This window comes from Pararhizobium sp. (assembly GCF_035497515.1).
In the GTDB taxonomy this organism is placed as follows: Bacteria; Pseudomonadota; Alphaproteobacteria; order Rhizobiales; family Rhizobiaceae; genus Pararhizobium.
The window spans coordinates 1-14352 of the sequence record NZ_DATJDJ010000047.1 but is presented as its reverse complement, the minus strand read 5'-3'; the positions used below and the strand labels follow the sequence as shown (position 1 = coordinate 14352).

Genomic DNA, 14352 nt, shown 5'->3' with positions numbered 1-14352 from the left:
CGCTGAACAGCCCGATTGCTTCCGATTCTGTCACGTACGGTTGTTTTTGCCCATAGGCTTCATGTGAAGGTTTCTGCAAAAATGGACGACGATGGTGCGGAAGCGGCGGCGGGTGCTGTCTTCAGGTAGGTTGGAACCATAAGAAACGGAAACCGGCCCTCCTGATTGAGCCAACCTGTTTCGGTGTTGCCGGTCATTTCCGCAGATTGCGCGCGTGCCACGCCGTCCAGGTCTGCGAAGGGGCGCAGCACCACGATCACCTTGTTTTGGAGGGCGCGCGTACATATTTCACAATGACATGAACGACGAAATCGAGACGAGATATGGATAAAGCTGCCTTTGCGCGATCGATTGTTGCCGTGCGCGCGACCATTTCGGAGGACGCATTCACCGCCCGATCGCTCGGAACCCTGCGTGAGGGAAGCGGTGTCGTGATCCGCGCGGATGGCGTCGTGCTTACCATCGGCTATCTGATGATCGAGGCGGAAGAGGTCTGGCTCACAGACCAGGATGGCAGGGTAGTGGCCGGCCATGCCCTGGCCTACGATCAGGAAAGCGGCTTTGGCCTCATCCAGGCGCTCGGTCCGCTGAACTGCCCGGCGCTCGTGTTCGGTGACAGCGCCAAGGCAAAGCGCGGCGATCCGGTCGTCATGATCGACGGGCACGGTCAGGCGCAGGAGGCGGCGATCGTCGCGAAGCAGGAATTCGCGGGCTACTGGGAATACCTGCTGGAGGAGGCGATCTTCACGGCGCCCGCCCACCACTCCTGGGGCGGTGCCGCTCTCGTCGATCAGGACGGCAAGCTGCTCGGGCTTGGCTCCCTGAAGCTCGAGATGAGCCGCGGCGGACGGGCGTCCGATATCAACATGGTCGTTCCCATCAACCTGCTTCGCCCGATCCTCGACGATCTTCTGACGCGCGGAAAGGTGGACAAGCCGCCGCGTCCCTGGCTTGGCGCGATGGCTGCCGAGAGCAATGGCGATGTCGTGGTCATCAGTGTTTCGCCCGAAGGGCCGGCCGCGCAGGCCGGGTTGCAGGGCGGAGACGTGATTTCGGAAGTGCGCGACGAGGAGGTTGGCGGTCTGGCCGACTTCTATCGACAGGTCTGGAAAAGCGGCCCGGCCGGCGCCGAGATCCCCGTAAGGGTTCTGCGCAACGGCCGTGAAACCTGGCTCAGGGTCAAATCCGCCGACCGCGACACCTTCCTGAAGCGGCCCCGGCTTCAATAGGGCAGGGGCGGCTGGGCTCACCTTCCGCAAGCCGCCTCGCCATGGCCTCAATGCCACGCCCAAGCCTCCACCTTGTTTGAGCCCGCACAAAGACCGGTACCGCGCGACGCGGCATGATGGCGGCGAAGGAAAGGAGGGTTCAAGATGAATGCGACCCTTGCCGCTGTTGATATCGCCCGGCTGGAAAAACTTCAGGGTGAAGTGCTTGATCTCTGTCTGCGGCTCGAAGAGGCGGCGACCGAGCCCGGCAGCGCGGAAGACCTGGTCGAGCTTGCCGAAGCGATCCTGCCGTTGCTGACAGTCGTTCATGATCTGGAGGAACGGCTGCTCTTCCCCGATTTCGACCACCATGCCGGCTCGCATTTTGCCGCCGTGACCATCGAGCGCCTGAAGGCTGAGCACCGCTGCGACCGACTTCAGGCGGAAGAGCTGTCCCGCACGATGAAGGCCATCGCGGATGGCCGCAGCAGGCTCTCGCCAGAGACTGTCTGGCACATGCTCGGAGGCTTTCAGGAAGGCCTGCGCCGCCATGTCTTTTTCGAGAAGATGGTTCTCGAAAGCCTGCTTGCCGCGAAGTCCGAGGCGCGTGTCATTTTCGGCTGATCCGGCTTTCACCCCTGCGCCACAGCGGCACCGCGCCCGCGTGCCACCCAGGCCGCCCCCTCCTGCTGGTGCAGGAAGCCGTTGGAGAAACGCACGCCCGGATAGACGGCCGAGAGGTTGGCGAGCGCCTCGTCGCCATCGATACGACCATCGAGCACCGCCCGGTAGATGTCAGTGACACCCACCATGTCGCAATCCTGCGGCGAGAGCCGAACGCGGGCGAGGCCTGCTTCGACAAAGGGCGCGAGGTCATCGAGCAGCACGGCGCAACTGTTCGACATGGTCTGCACGCCGTTGAGCACAAGGAAGGATTGCCGGTCGAGCGTGCGCAGCGCCAGGCCATCCGGTTCCTCTCCGCAGATGAACTGGCAATTGTCCTTGGTCAGCCCCTTCGAGCGTGCATGGGCGCAACGCGCTGAAATGGCGAGCGGCATGCGGCCGAAAGCGAAGAGTTCGAAGGAAAAGCCGGGCATGTCGTCCAGCATCCGTTGGATAGAGACGGCCGGCAGTTCCGGCGGCAGGCAGATATTGCTGGCCCCGCGCGAAGCGAGCGTGCGCGCTGTCGCGGCATTGTAGACATTGACCAGCGGGCCGATCGAATGCGGCTGTCCCTTGAGCAGGCCGAGCGCCGAGAGGTCGTTCGCTTCCACCGGATGGTCGCTGTCGCGGATGAGGTCGCGCATATGCCGGCTTTCACGCTCCAGCGTCACCATGGCGAGCGTCGAGAGCGTCACCTGCTTGCCAGCCGCTTCAAGCCGTTCGATGACATCGGCGACATGCGGCTCGCTGAAATGCTGGCGCTTGGAGCAGACGGTCTCTCCGAGCGTGACATATTCGATATCGGCCTCGTCGGCGATGCGAAAATAGAAATCCCGCCATTTCGGCCCGTCCCAGAGATAATAGACCGGTCCGACGCTGAGTGCTGCTCGCTTGTTTTCCATCTGTCGTCTCCTATCGCCAGCGCTTGTCATAGGCGCCGGAGGTCGTGCGCTGCCCCTCGCTCATGGCCCGAAGCCGGGAAACGAGGGCGGCGCGTTCGGCTGGGGTCGCTCGAAGCGCCTTCTTCAGCGAGGAAACCACTTCGGCGACATAGGCCTTGCCGCGCTGGCGTCCCTCGATCTTCAGCGCAGAAACGCCGGCCGCCCTCAAAGCGTCGATCTCGTCGATCACGTCGAGCGAGACCGGATCCTCGAAGGCATAGCCCTCCGTTCCGCCGACATCGAAACGCCCCTTGCAGAGTGTCGGGTAGCCGGAGGCCTCGCCGGGCGTGAAGCGGTTGATCGTATAGGCGCCAAGCTCGGAAACGAGCGAACCGCCCTCATCGCGGTAACGCACATGGCTGGCCGGCGAGCAGACGCCGTTCATGTTCGGCGATTTTCCGGTTGCATAGGAGGAGAGCGAACAGCGTCCTTCCGCCATGACGCAGAGGCCGCCGAAGGCGAAGACCTCCACTTCGCAATCGACCTGCCGGGTCAGGCGGGCGATGTCCTGCACCGTCAGTACGCGCGGCAGCACGACGCGTTTGGCGCCGAAGGCCTCGACGAGGAAACGGATGGCCTCCGGGTTGGATGCAGATGCCTGGACGGAGACATGCAGGCGCTGATCCGGATAGCGTTCGGCGACATAGGCCATCAGCCCGAAATCGGCGAGGATCAGGGCATCCGCCCCAAGAGCCACCGCATCATCGGCGGCACGGTACCAGAGCGCCTCATCTCCAGCCCGCATGAAGGTGTTGAGGGCGACGAAGGTCTGAACCTTCTTGCGACGGGCAAGCGCGATCGACTGGCGGAGTTCCTCGCGGCTGAAGTTGAGGCCGGGAAAGTTGCGGGCATTGGTCTCGTCACGAAAGCCGCAATAGACGGCATCGGCGCCGGCTTCCACCGCTTCGCGGAACGCGGCCGGCGTTCCGGCGGGGCAGATCAGTTCCATGCGGTTTCCCTTCCTTCGAGCGCACGTGCCCGGATATGGCGTGCGACACCCCGGACGAGCGGCGAAAACAGGCCGGCCAATGCGCCGAGTTCACGCGGCAGGTCGATGGCGCTGTCATCGAGCGCATTGCGCAATGCCAGCATTGCCTCCATGTCGCCGGTCACGGAAAGATCGCGCGAGAAGAACAGCGCGTCGGCATCGCAGCGTCCTTCGAGCAGGCCGAGCAGCAGCACCAGCGGCCCTTCGATATGCGCATCCGCCGGTGGCTGCGTGTCGCGAAAGACCGAGAGCGCCTGCGCGGCCGGTACGACGCGGAAATGCAGCGGCAGGTCGGTGGGCGAGAAGCAGTAGCGGCTCTGCCGGTAGTCGCCGAGCCTCTCGAAGAGATCGGGATGAGATTTCAGGACACCGGAAAAGATCGTCCGTGCGACGCGCTGGACAAGCCAGAGCGGTGCGATTTCGACGGGTTTCACCAGAAGCGGAGGAAGGTTGGGCATGAGCAGGCCTTGGAAGGATCGTTGCCTCAACCTAGGCGGCGTCGCGCCTCAAGTGTTTGCGCCAGCACAAAGACCGCGCCGTTTTTCCCGGGCAAGGGTTCGGCATGAAAGCTGATATCCCTGTTCCTCGCCGTTACGACAGTCTCCAGGATTTCGTCGCCCTGCTGGAGCGGCGGGAGCGGCTGAAGCGCATTCGCGAACCTGTTTCGCTGGTCCATGAGATTACCGAAATCCATCGTCGTGTCCTGGCGCAGGAGGGCCCGGCACTGCTTTTCGAACGGCCGGTCGATGTGGACGGCAATGTCCAGCCCATTCCGCTTCTCACCAATCTTTTCGGCACGCGCGAGCGGATCGAATGGGGTTTCGGGCTGGAAGCCGGCGGCCTGCATCGCCTTGCCGGCTTCCTTTCGGACCTGCGCGATCCGAGGCCGCCCCGTTCGATGCGCGATGCCCTGCGGAAGCTGCCGCACCTGAAAGCCGCGCTGTCGATGAACCCGCGCGCCGTCTCCCGCATGCCTTGCCAGCAGACGATCTGGCAGGGCGAAGCCATCGATCTCGACCGGTTGCCGATCCAGACCTGCTGGCCCGGCGAACCCGCCCCGCTCGTCAGTTGGCCGCTGGTGATCACGCAGGCACCGGACGACCCGTCAGACATCAATGTCGGCATCTATCGCATGCAGAAGCTCGGGAAGGACCGGCTGATCATCCGCTGGCTGGCCCATCGCGGCGGCGCGCGCCATCACCGGCTCTGGCAGGCGCAGGGCAAGGAGATGCCGGTCGCGGTGGTGATCGGCGCCGATCCGGCCACGATCCTGTCCGCCGTCATGCCCCTGCCGGACGGCATGAGCGAGCTGGCCTTCGCCGGTGTGCTCAGTGGCCGGCGGCAGCAGACGGCGCGGGGCGTGACCGTGTCCTTGCCGATTCCCGCAGGGGCGGAGATCGTGCTCGAAGGCCAGGTCTCCGTCAGGGAAACGGCGCAGGAGGGCCCTTACGGCGACCATACCGGCTATTACAACTCCGTCGAAGCCTTTCCCGTGATGACGCTGTCGGCGATCACCATGCGCGAGAATCCGATCTATCTCTCCACGTATACCGGCCGACCGCCGGACGAACCGTCACGGCTCGGTGAGGCGATGAACGATCTCTTCGTGCCGCTGGTCAAGCGGCAGTTCCCTGAAATCCGCGACCTCTGGCTGCCGCCCGAAGCCTGTTCCTACCGCGCCATGGTCGTTTCCATCGACAAGCGCTACCCCGGCCAGGCGCGGCGGGTGATGATGGGCCTGTGGTCCATGCTGCCGCAGTTCAGCTATACCAAGCTGATCATCGCCGTGGATGGCGATATCGATGTCAGGAGCTGGCCGGATGTCATCTGGGCGCTTTCCACCCGCTTCGATGCCAGCCGCGACCTGATGGTCGTCGATAGGACGCCGATCGACTATCTCGATTTCGCTTCGCCCCAATCCGGCCTCGGAGGCAAGCTCGGCCTGGACGCCACCACGAAGATCGGCACGGAGACCGATCGCGAATGGGGACGCCCCCTTGCCATGGCACCGGAGGTGGTCGCGCGGGTCGACAGTCTCTGGCACTTTCTCGGTCTTGATGAGGTGACGGCATGACGATGCGACGCGTCATTCTCGGTATCTCCGGCGCATCGGGCGCTGTCCTGGGCATGCGCATCCTCGAGCGGCTCGCAACGCTTGCGGATGTCGAAACCCATCTCGTGATTTCCCAGGCGGCCCGGCGCACGCTCGCGCTGGAATGTGACCTCGATACGCTGGAAAGCCTCACCGCGCTCGCCCATCATCATCACCCGATCGGCGATGTCGGCGCTTCCATTGCCAGTGGTTCGTTTCGTGCCCATGGCATGATCGTCGCGCCGTGCTCGATGCAGACACTGTCGGCCATTGCCACGGGCCGCGCCGATACGCTGCTGACCCGCGCCGCCGACGTTCAGCTCAAGGAGCGCCGCCGTCTTGTTCTGCTCGCGCGCGAAACCCCGCTGCATCTCGGCCATCTGCGCAGCATGGTCGCGGCCACGGAAATGGGCGCCATCATCATGCCCCCGGTGCCCGCCTTCTATCATCGTCCAGCCTCTGTCGCCGATATCGTCGATCACCTTGCCTGCCGGGCGATCGATCTCCTGGCCTTGCCGCAACCAACGCTGGCGACGCAGTGGGAGGGGCCGAAACCGGACTGATGTTGTTGCCCGCTTTCATGGAAGAGGAATGTCAGCCTTCAGGAGAGCAGCGGCAGGGCATGAAACACCGGCACGAAAGGCGATGCCAATGAGTTTTCTGAAAACGATATTCCTTCGGTTGCGCGTGAATTCGCGTGATACCTCGACTTCGTCGCGAGAGGACGAGAAATTCCATTCCTACGCCAGCGATTATGAAATCTACTATTGGACGCCGACAACTGGCGGCTGGTACCATTGGTAACGCTCGATGATCGGCCCGCAGATCGGCTTTGAGGGTGAAGGTGGCCTGAAAGCGGATATCACGCTGGCGATCGACGCGACGAAATCGTCGTCTTCACGGCGTGAGCGCTTGAACCCGCAGACTTATTCCAGCGCTGAGGTTCTCACCGTCTTCTAAGGGGACGAGCCCGCTGCCAGTCGGCTCGGCATGCGCATTTGGACGATGCGTCATTGGCTCAAGACAGAAGAACGCGTCCATGGAAGATGGGGCGTAGATGACGATGTGGCCCAAGGCCGGGTCGGCTTCGAGAGACAATGCCAGATTGTGTTCCGGCCATTCGATCCGCGCCGTGCCGTCCCAGCCGTCAAAGGCATTGTTCAGCCAGCGCTCCGGCAGGGTTGCGCCGGCGGCGATATCGAAATCCGGCGGGAGCGGGCCGGCTTCGCCCGGCAGATGGCCTGTTCGTTCCGTCCAGAAGCGGTTCACATTCACCTGGATGCGGGTGGCCGGTGTCCGGGGGAAATAGGGGTGGAAGCCAAGACCGTAAGGCAGTGTCTGCTTTGCCCGATTGGTGACGCCAAGCGACAGGGACAGGCTGTCGTCACCGAGCGCGATGGTTTCCACTGCCTCATAGGCGAAAGGGGAAGCCGCATCCGCTTCGTGGTGATAGCGGAAGACGATCCGGTGCGGTTCCTGTTCCGCGACCGCCCATCGCCGCAGCCAGCCGTCACCGTGCAGGATGAGCGGGTCGGCAGTATTGGCTGTGAGACCGTAGTCCCGCCCATCGAACCGGAACGCATTGTTTTCGACGCGATTGCCGAAGGGCACGAGGGGGAAGCAGGCCTCTGTGCCGAGCACTTGCGAGGCAAGGCCCGGCGACGGTGCCGGCGCAAGGACGGGGATGCCATGCCAGCGGGCCGAGAGGATAGCGCCGCCGAGCGGGCTCACGTCGACCGTGAGCCCGTCCTTTTCGAGGCGGATGACATCCTCGGCCGTCACGTCAACCGCGCCGGCCGGCAGCGGCCGAACGCAGGTTGTCGAGCAGCACCGCGAGCAACAGGATCAGGCCGCGCACGACATATTGGTAGAAGGCCTGGATATTGAGGAGGTTCATGACATTCTCGGCAATGCCCATGATCAGCACGCCGACGACGACACCGGTCATGGCCGCGCGACCGCCGGCAAGCGAGACGCCGCCGAGCACGCAAGCCGAGATGACAGAGAGTTCCAGTCCCGTCGCGGCATTCGGCTGGCCCGACGTGATGCGCGAGGCGAGCAGCACGCCGGCAACGGCGCAGACGAGGCCTTGCAGCGCGAAGATCCAGATCCGCATGGTGGAAACGTTGACGCCGGCAAGGCGCGAGGCTTCCGGGTTGCCGCCGATCGCCAGCGTGTTCTTGCCGAACACGGTGCGGTTCAAAATGAAGCCGAAGATGATGAAAAAGACCGCCATGACCCAGATCGGCGTGGGGATGCCGAGAAATTTCGACAGCGACAGTTGGTAGAAGCCGGGATCGTTGATGCCGACGGCGCGGCCATCCGAGGCGATCAGTGCGAAGCCGCGCACGATCTGCATGGTGGCAAGCGTCGTGATCAGCGCGTTGATGCGGAAGCGGGCAATGACCACGCCGTTGATCAGGCCGACGCCACCGCCGCACAGGAGTGCCGCAAGAAGACCGACGATGATCGAGCCCGAGGCATTCGAGGCCATGACCGCAATCATGCCGGAAAAGGCGACGGTGGAACCGACCGACAGGTCGAAGTCACGCGAGGCGAGGCAGAACATCATGGTACAGGCGACGATGCCGATGGTGACGACCGATTGCAGCAGACCCAGCATGTTGCGCTCGGTCAGGAAGTTCGGAACCGTCAGCGCCACGATGGCAAAGGCGATGGCGAAAATAACGACGAGGCCTTGCTCGCCGAGGAGGAGTTTTTTGAGAGACGTCATCGCGACTGGACCTGTTGGTTTGGAAGTTCGCTTGCAGCGGAAATATCGGGAAGGGCGGCGGCGAGGATGCGGCGCTCGTCGAAATCGGCACGCGCGATATCGGCCGCAACCCGGCCCTGGCACATGACCAGGATACGGTCGGTAATGCCCATTACCTCCGGCAATTCGCTGGAAATGACGACGATCGCCATGCCTTCGCGGGCGAGTTCATAGAGGATTTCATAGATTTCCGACTTGGCGCCGACATCGATGCCGCGGGTCGGTTCGTCGATGATCAGGACCTTGACGCCCTGTTCGGACAGCCAGCGGCCGAGGATGACCTTCTGCTGGTTGCCGCCGGAAAGGTTGCCGATGTCCTGCTTGCGCGACGGAGTGCGCACGCGAAGTTTCGCAATAAACCTTTCCGCCAGTTCTGCCTCCTTTTTCGGCTGGAGAATGCCGAAGGGGGAAAAGTGGCGGCGGGAGGAGATCGCCATGTTCTCCTCGATATTACGGCCTTGTACGATGCCGTCGGACTTGCGGTCCTCGGGGCAAAGCACGATGCCGGAGCGGATCGATTGCGGCGGGTTGTCCGGCGCGACGGTCTGGCCATCGACGCTGACGGTGCCCTGCGAGCGGTCGTCCGCGCCATAGACGAGGCGCGTCATCTCGCTGCGGCCGGCACCGATCAGGCCGAAAAAGCCGAGGATTTCGCCCTGACGGACGGAAAAGCTGATCGGCGCGCGCAGCTTGCGGCCGGCAAGATCCTTCACCTCGAGCCGGACAGCGCCGTGTTCACGGGGCCGAAACCCCCAGATGTTGGAAATCTCGCGGCCGACCATTTCGGCGATGATCTGCTCGCGGGTCGTTACGGAAACATCCGGATGGTGCGCGGCAAGCTTGCCGTCCCGCAGCACGGTCAAGCTATCGCAGAGGCGGAAGATCTCGTCGAGCCGGTGCGAAACGTAGAGGATCACCTTGCCTTGCGCGCGCAGGCGGTCGATGAGCGCAAACAGGATTTCGCTTTCACGCGAGGAGAGCGAAGAGGTCGGCTCGTCGAGCGCGATGACGCGCGCATCGGCCATCACGGCCTTGGCGATCTCGACCATCTGGCGTTCGCCGATCGAGAGCGAGGCGACCTTGGCGGTCGGGTCGATGTCGATGCCGATGTCCGCGAGTTTTTCCTTCACCAAGCCGATCAGTCGCGAGCGATCGATCACGCCAGCCTTGCCGGGGAAGCGACCGAGCCAGAGGTTTTCGGCGACCGTCAGCTCGGGAACGAGCTGGAGTTCCTGGTGAATGACGATGACGCCCGCGTCGAATGCGTCGCGCACCGAGCGGTATTGCTGAAGCTGGCCCTCGATCCGGATTTCACCGGTATCAGCCGACTGGTCGCCGGAGAGCACGCGGATGAGGGTCGATTTGCCCGCACCGTTTTCGCCCATCAAGCCGTGCACGGCGCCCTTGCGTACCGTGAAAGAGACGTCGGCAAGCGCCTGCACGCCGGGATATCCCTTGGATATCGCCTTGAATTCGAGAAAGTCCTGCATCTCAAGCACCCCGAAAAGAGGCCCGGCGGCTGAAAAGCTCTTCAGCTCCGCCGCCGGGATGAAATCATCATGGGAGGATGATTATTCGATACCGAGGTCCTTGCGAACCGTCTCATAGTTGTCGCGCAAAGCAATCTGGCCAGCCGTCAGGATCAACTTTTCCGGCTCCTTGCCGTTGGCGACCCAGTCATACATGTTGAGCGCGGTCTCGTAGCCGTGACGCTTCGGCGAGATGATCACGGTGCCGAAGAAGCCGGTGGCAGCCGGCTTCTTGAACTCGTTGATGGCCGAATCCGCGCCACCAATGCCGACGCCGATCATGCTGTCGGCAGCGATCCCGACGGTTTCCGTCGCGCGGACAGCGCCGAGCACGGCTTCGTCATTCAGGCCGATGGCGATCCACTTCTTGATGCCGGCATTCTTATTGAGGACAACGGTCGCGGCGTTGAGGGCGGCTTCCGTATCGGTCTTGGCCTGCGGAGCGTCAAAGATATTGGCTTCCGGGAAGCCGGCGGCCTTCAGGACCGACAGCGCGCCCCCGACGCGATCGACGGCGGTCGGCAACTGGTCGTAGGAAACGCGGATCGCGCCGACGTCCTTCATGTCCCAGCCGCGCTTCTTGATCTCATCGACGAGCGTCTGGCCGACGGCTTCGCCGATCTTGGTGGCCGAGATGCCCATGTGGGGCACGTCTTCGATCGGGCTGCCATCCGCATTGACGAGGCGGTCGTCGACGGTCATCACCTTGAGGTCATTGGCGGCCGCCTTGGCGACGATACCGGGGCCGAGCTTAACGTCCGGCGTGCAGATGATGAAACCCTGCGCGCCCTGCGCGCCGAGATTGTCGATGGCTGACTGAACCTTCTCGCCATCTTCCGCGCCGATCTTGACCAGCGTGAAGCCCTTTTCCTTGGCGGCGACTTCGGCGAACTTCCATTCATCCTGGAACCACGGCTCTTCCGCCTGCTTCACGATGAAGCCGATCTTCACGTCGGCGGCGAAGGCGGTGGTTGCTGCGAATACGGCGACGGTGCCAGCCAGGACGGCTGTCTTGATAAAGCCCATTATCTCTCTCCCAAAAATAGCTGCGCTTGCAGTGAGGTCTATTTATCGGCTTTCATCATATTGGTCAATTGCGTTTGTATGATGAATTAGATATCTAGGTATGACACTGGTGGTGTTGTGATATGAATCTGGCGTCGCCTTCGTATGCGAAACCGGTTATGGGTCGCTACGGGTGCTTTAGGCGCGGGAGTGGGATGGGGAATGGCCGGAGAAAAACACGGTGAGATTCTGAACGTGCAGCATGGTGAGGGCAGCGTGCGCCGGCCACGCGTGCAGAAGAACACCACGCGGGCGATCGCGTCGGATATCTTTGCCGAAATCTTTTCCGTTGGAGGGTTTCTTCCAACGGAAAACGAACTCTGCCTTCATTATGGCGTCAGCCGGACCGTCATCCGCGAATCCCTGAAAATCCTCGAATCCAAGGGCCTGGTGCTTGGGCGTTCGCGTGTTGGCACAATCGTCTGCGCCAAGGAGGAGTGGAATATCCTCGACCAGCAGGTGCTCGAATGGATCGGGCCGCGCATCTTCGAACTGGACCTTTTGTCCTGCGTGCTCGATGCGCGCCGCGCCATCGAACCCTTCGCGGCCGAATTCGCGGCGGAGCGGGCAACGGCTCAGGAAGTCGGCGAGATCGAACGGGCTTGGGAGATGATGCGCGACGCCGAAGGCGACCTCGAAGCCTTCACGCAAGCCGATGTCGCCTTCCATGCCGCTCTGTTGAAGGCCAGCCACAACCGGGTTTTCATGCAACTCGCCAGCATCATCCAGGCCGCGCTCGAATTCTCGCTGCATGCTTCGAACGAAGCGGTCGAGGCGCGCGATGAAGCCGTCGAGGTTCATCGGCAACTGGTCGAGGCGCTGCGCATGCGGAACAAGGCGGCGGCGCGCGACTGTTCGCATCGAATGCTCAACGTCGCCGCACGCGATCTCGCGATCGCCACGAAGAACCACCCCACGCCGACCAGCGAATGACCCGCAATCTCTCCCAGGACGAGTGTCACCATGAAAATCACCAAACTGACCACCTATATCGTCCCGCCGCGCTGGATGTTCCTGAAGATCGAGACCGACGAAGGCATTGTCGGCTGGGGCGAGCCGGTCGTCGAGGGTCGCGCGTTGACGGTGCAGGCGGCGGTGCACGAGCTTGAGGACTACCTGATCGGCAAGGACCCCTTCCTGATCGAGGATCACTGGCAGGTCATGTACCGCGCCGGTTTCTATCGCGGCGGTGCGATCCATATGTCGGCCATCGCGGGCATCGACCAGGCCCTGTGGGACATCAAGGGCAAGGCACTCGGACAGCCGATTCATTCGCTGCTCGGCGGGCAGGTGCGTGACAGAATCAAGGTCTATAGCTGGATTGGCGGCGATCGCCCGAGCGATGTTGCCAACAATGCGCGCGAGGTGGTCGCCAACGGCTTCAAGGCCATCAAGCTCAACGGCTGCGAAGAACTTCAGATCGTCGATACCAACGAGAAGCTGGACAAGGCTATTGAGACCATCGGGCTTATCCGCGATGCGATCGGCCCGCATATCGGCATCGGCGTCGATTTCCACGGCCGCGTGCATCGGCCGATGGCCAAGGTTTTGGCCAAAGAGCTTGAGCAGTTCAAGCTGATGTTCATCGAGGAGCCGGTGCTTTCGGAAAACCGCGAAGCGCTCAAGGAGATCGCCAACCATTGCTCAACGCCGATTGCGCTGGGCGAACGGCTCTATTCGCGCTGGGACTTCAAGCAGGTCCTTTCGGACGGCTATGTCGATATCCTGCAGCCTGATCTTTCCCATGCCGGCGGTATCACCGAATGCCGCAAGATCGCGGCGATGGCGGAAGCCTATGACGTGGCGATCGCGCCGCATTGCCCGCTCGGCCCGATCGCGCTTGCCGCCTGCCTGCAGGTCGATGCCATCAGCTACAATGCCTTCATCCAGGAACAGAGCCTCGGCATCCACTACAACAAGGGCAACGACATCCTCGACTACATCTCCAACAAGGAGGTGTTCCACTACGAGGACGGGTTCGTTTCCATCCCGCAAGGACCCGGTCTCGGCATCGAGGTCAACGAAGCCTATGTCATGGAACGGGCCAAGGAGGGCCATCGCTGGCGCAATCCGGTCTGGCGCCATGAAGATGGCAGCGTCGCCGAGTGGTGAGGGCGATAGCATGGCTGGACGGCTGAACGGAAAACGCATCGTCATAACCGGTGCCGCACAGGGCATCGGTCTTGCCATCGCCGAGGTTTCGCGCGCGGAAGGAGCCGCGCTCTTTCTCATCGACCGGGACGGTGAACTGCTGGCCGAGCAAGCGGCACGGTTGCGAGCGGCTGGTGGCAATGTCGGTCATGCGTCAGCCGACATCGCCGATTCGGCGGCGATCGATGCGGCCATCGGGGAAGCGGTCGCGCAAATCGGCCAGCCGAATGCGCTGGTCAACAATGCCGGGGTCAATGTCTTCTCCGAGGCACTGAAACTGTCCGACGACGATTGGCAGCGCTGCTTCGACATCAATCTCAAGGGCGCCTGGAATTGCTGCAGGGCGGTGCTGCCCGGCATGATCGAGGATGGCGGCGGCGTCATCCTCAACATCGCCTCGACCCATGCCTTCACCATCATTCCGCATACCTTTCCCTATCCGGTCGCCAAGCATGCGCTTCTCGGCATGACCAAGGCGCTGGGGCTGGAATATGCGGCACACGGCGTGCGGGTGAATGCGCTGGCGCCCGGCTATGTGCGCACGCAGAAGGTCATCGATTACTGGAACAGCTTTCCCGATCCCATCGCGGCCGAAGCGGCGACGATGAAGCTGCATCCCGGCGGTCGGATCGCCGAACCGGAGGAGATCGCCAAGGCCGCTCTCTTCCTGATCTCCGACGAATGCCCGTTCATCAACGCGACATGCCTGACCGCCGACGGCGGTGTCAGCGTGCTGCACCACCCGTAGGCACGCGATCATGCGGCGGTCACGCGATGATATCGAAATCCGTTGCGGTCATCTTCAAAACCTTGTCCAGCAGCGCGAACTGAATGCCGCGCCGCTGTTGCTGCCATCGGCATCCTACCAGAGCTTGCCCGTCGTCTGATCGTAGATGATCCGGTCGTTGGTATCGTGGGCCCTGGTGCCGATATGGAAAGCGG

General features: G+C 62.7%; 16 protein-coding genes. 8 read left to right on the top strand and 8 right to left on the bottom strand.

Annotated elements, in window-relative coordinates:
• Nucleotides 1–59 precede the first annotated feature (59 nt).
• Nucleotides 60–251 carry a hypothetical protein gene (locus tag VL202_RS04940; protein WP_325463044.1) on the bottom strand — a complete coding sequence of 64 codons (192 nt, stop codon included), beginning with the start codon at nt 249–251 and terminating at the stop codon, nt 60–62.
• Nucleotides 252–323: 72 nt separating this feature from the next.
• Between VL202_RS04940 and VL202_RS04935 the strand changes: the two genes are divergently transcribed.
• The gene (locus VL202_RS04935; protein WP_325463043.1) at nt 324–1229 is read left to right on the top strand and encodes a S1C family serine protease; all 906 of its coding nucleotides are present in this window, start codon (nt 324–326) and stop codon (nt 1227–1229) included.
• Between the two features lie 144 nt (nt 1230–1373).
• Entirely contained in the window at nt 1374–1832 is a 459-nt protein-coding gene (locus VL202_RS04930) for a hemerythrin domain-containing protein (protein WP_325463042.1), read from the top strand.
• A gap of 8 nt (nt 1833–1840) precedes the next feature.
• Here the strand turns inward: VL202_RS04930 and ubiV are convergent, their stop codons facing one another.
• Genes ubiV through ubiT form a run of 3 tightly spaced genes read right to left on the bottom strand, consistent with a single transcriptional unit; the run spans nt 1841 to nt 4258 of the window.
• Nucleotides 1841–2773 (bottom strand): ubiquinone anaerobic biosynthesis protein UbiV, encoded by a 933-nt coding sequence (gene ubiV, locus VL202_RS04925; RefSeq protein WP_325463041.1) that lies wholly within the window; start codon nt 2771–2773, stop codon nt 1841–1843.
• 10 nt (nt 2774–2783) lie between these two features.
• Complete coding sequence (gene ubiU / locus VL202_RS04920) at nt 2784–3761, bottom strand: ubiquinone anaerobic biosynthesis protein UbiU (RefSeq protein WP_325463040.1); 978 nt, start codon at nt 3759–3761, stop codon at nt 2784–2786.
• Nucleotides 3752–4258 carry a ubiquinone anaerobic biosynthesis accessory factor UbiT gene (gene ubiT / locus VL202_RS04915; protein WP_325463039.1) on the bottom strand — a complete coding sequence of 169 codons (507 nt, stop codon included), beginning with the start codon at nt 4256–4258 and terminating at the stop codon, nt 3752–3754. Before ubiT ends, ubiU begins: the two co-directional genes overlap by 10 nt.
• 104 nt (nt 4259–4362) lie before the next feature.
• Between ubiT and VL202_RS04910 the strand changes: the two genes are divergently transcribed.
• The 3 genes from VL202_RS04910 to VL202_RS04900 all read left to right on the top strand — a co-directional run bounded on the left by VL202_RS04910 (nt 4363) and on the right by VL202_RS04900 (nt 6696).
• Nucleotides 4363–5874, top strand: a complete 1512-nt coding sequence (locus VL202_RS04910; protein ID WP_325463038.1) for a UbiD family decarboxylase — start codon at nt 4363–4365, stop codon at nt 5872–5874.
• Nucleotides 5871–6455 (top strand): UbiX family flavin prenyltransferase, encoded by a 585-nt coding sequence (locus tag VL202_RS04905; RefSeq protein WP_325463037.1) that lies wholly within the window; start codon nt 5871–5873, stop codon nt 6453–6455. The genes VL202_RS04910 and VL202_RS04905 overlap by 4 nt, the downstream gene beginning before the upstream one ends.
• Before the next feature lie 88 nt (nt 6456–6543).
• On the top strand, nt 6544–6696 hold the full coding sequence (locus VL202_RS04900) for a hypothetical protein (protein WP_325463036.1): 153 nt from the start codon (nt 6544–6546) through the stop codon (nt 6694–6696).
• 93 nt (nt 6697–6789) lie between these two features.
• Here the strand turns inward: VL202_RS04900 and VL202_RS04895 are convergent, their stop codons facing one another.
• From VL202_RS04895 to VL202_RS04880, 4 genes are all read right to left on the bottom strand, one after another.
• The gene (locus tag VL202_RS04895; RefSeq protein WP_325463035.1) at nt 6790–7674 is read right to left on the bottom strand and encodes an aldose 1-epimerase; all 885 of its coding nucleotides are present in this window, start codon (nt 7672–7674) and stop codon (nt 6790–6792) included.
• A gap of 1 nt (nt 7675) precedes the next feature.
• Nucleotides 7676–8626 (bottom strand): L-arabinose ABC transporter permease AraH, encoded by a 951-nt coding sequence (araH, locus tag VL202_RS04890; RefSeq protein ID WP_325463034.1) that lies wholly within the window; start codon nt 8624–8626, stop codon nt 7676–7678.
• Complete coding sequence (gene araG / locus VL202_RS04885) at nt 8623–10155, bottom strand: L-arabinose ABC transporter ATP-binding protein AraG (protein ID WP_325463033.1); 1533 nt, start codon at nt 10153–10155, stop codon at nt 8623–8625. Before araG ends, araH begins: the two co-directional genes overlap by 4 nt.
• Before the next feature lie 81 nt (nt 10156–10236).
• Nucleotides 10237–11220, bottom strand: coding sequence for an arabinose ABC transporter substrate-binding protein (locus VL202_RS04880; RefSeq protein ID WP_325463032.1), 984 nt, complete (start codon nt 11218–11220; stop codon nt 10237–10239).
• Between the two features lie 201 nt (nt 11221–11421).
• Between VL202_RS04880 and VL202_RS04875 the strand changes: the two genes are divergently transcribed.
• Genes VL202_RS04875 through VL202_RS04865 form a run of 3 tightly spaced genes read left to right on the top strand, consistent with a single transcriptional unit; the run spans nt 11422 to nt 14158 of the window.
• The gene (locus VL202_RS04875) at nt 11422–12192 is read left to right on the top strand and encodes a FadR/GntR family transcriptional regulator (protein WP_325463031.1); all 771 of its coding nucleotides are present in this window, start codon (nt 11422–11424) and stop codon (nt 12190–12192) included.
• A 30-nt stretch (nt 12193–12222) separates the two neighbouring features.
• A complete protein-coding gene (gene dgoD / locus VL202_RS04870; protein ID WP_325463030.1) occupies nt 12223–13371 on the top strand; it encodes a galactonate dehydratase in 1149 nt (382 codons plus the stop codon).
• Between the two features lie 10 nt (nt 13372–13381).
• Nucleotides 13382–14158, top strand: coding sequence for an SDR family oxidoreductase (locus VL202_RS04865; RefSeq protein WP_325463029.1), 777 nt, complete (start codon nt 13382–13384; stop codon nt 14156–14158).
• Nucleotides 14159–14352 lie beyond the last annotated feature (194 nt).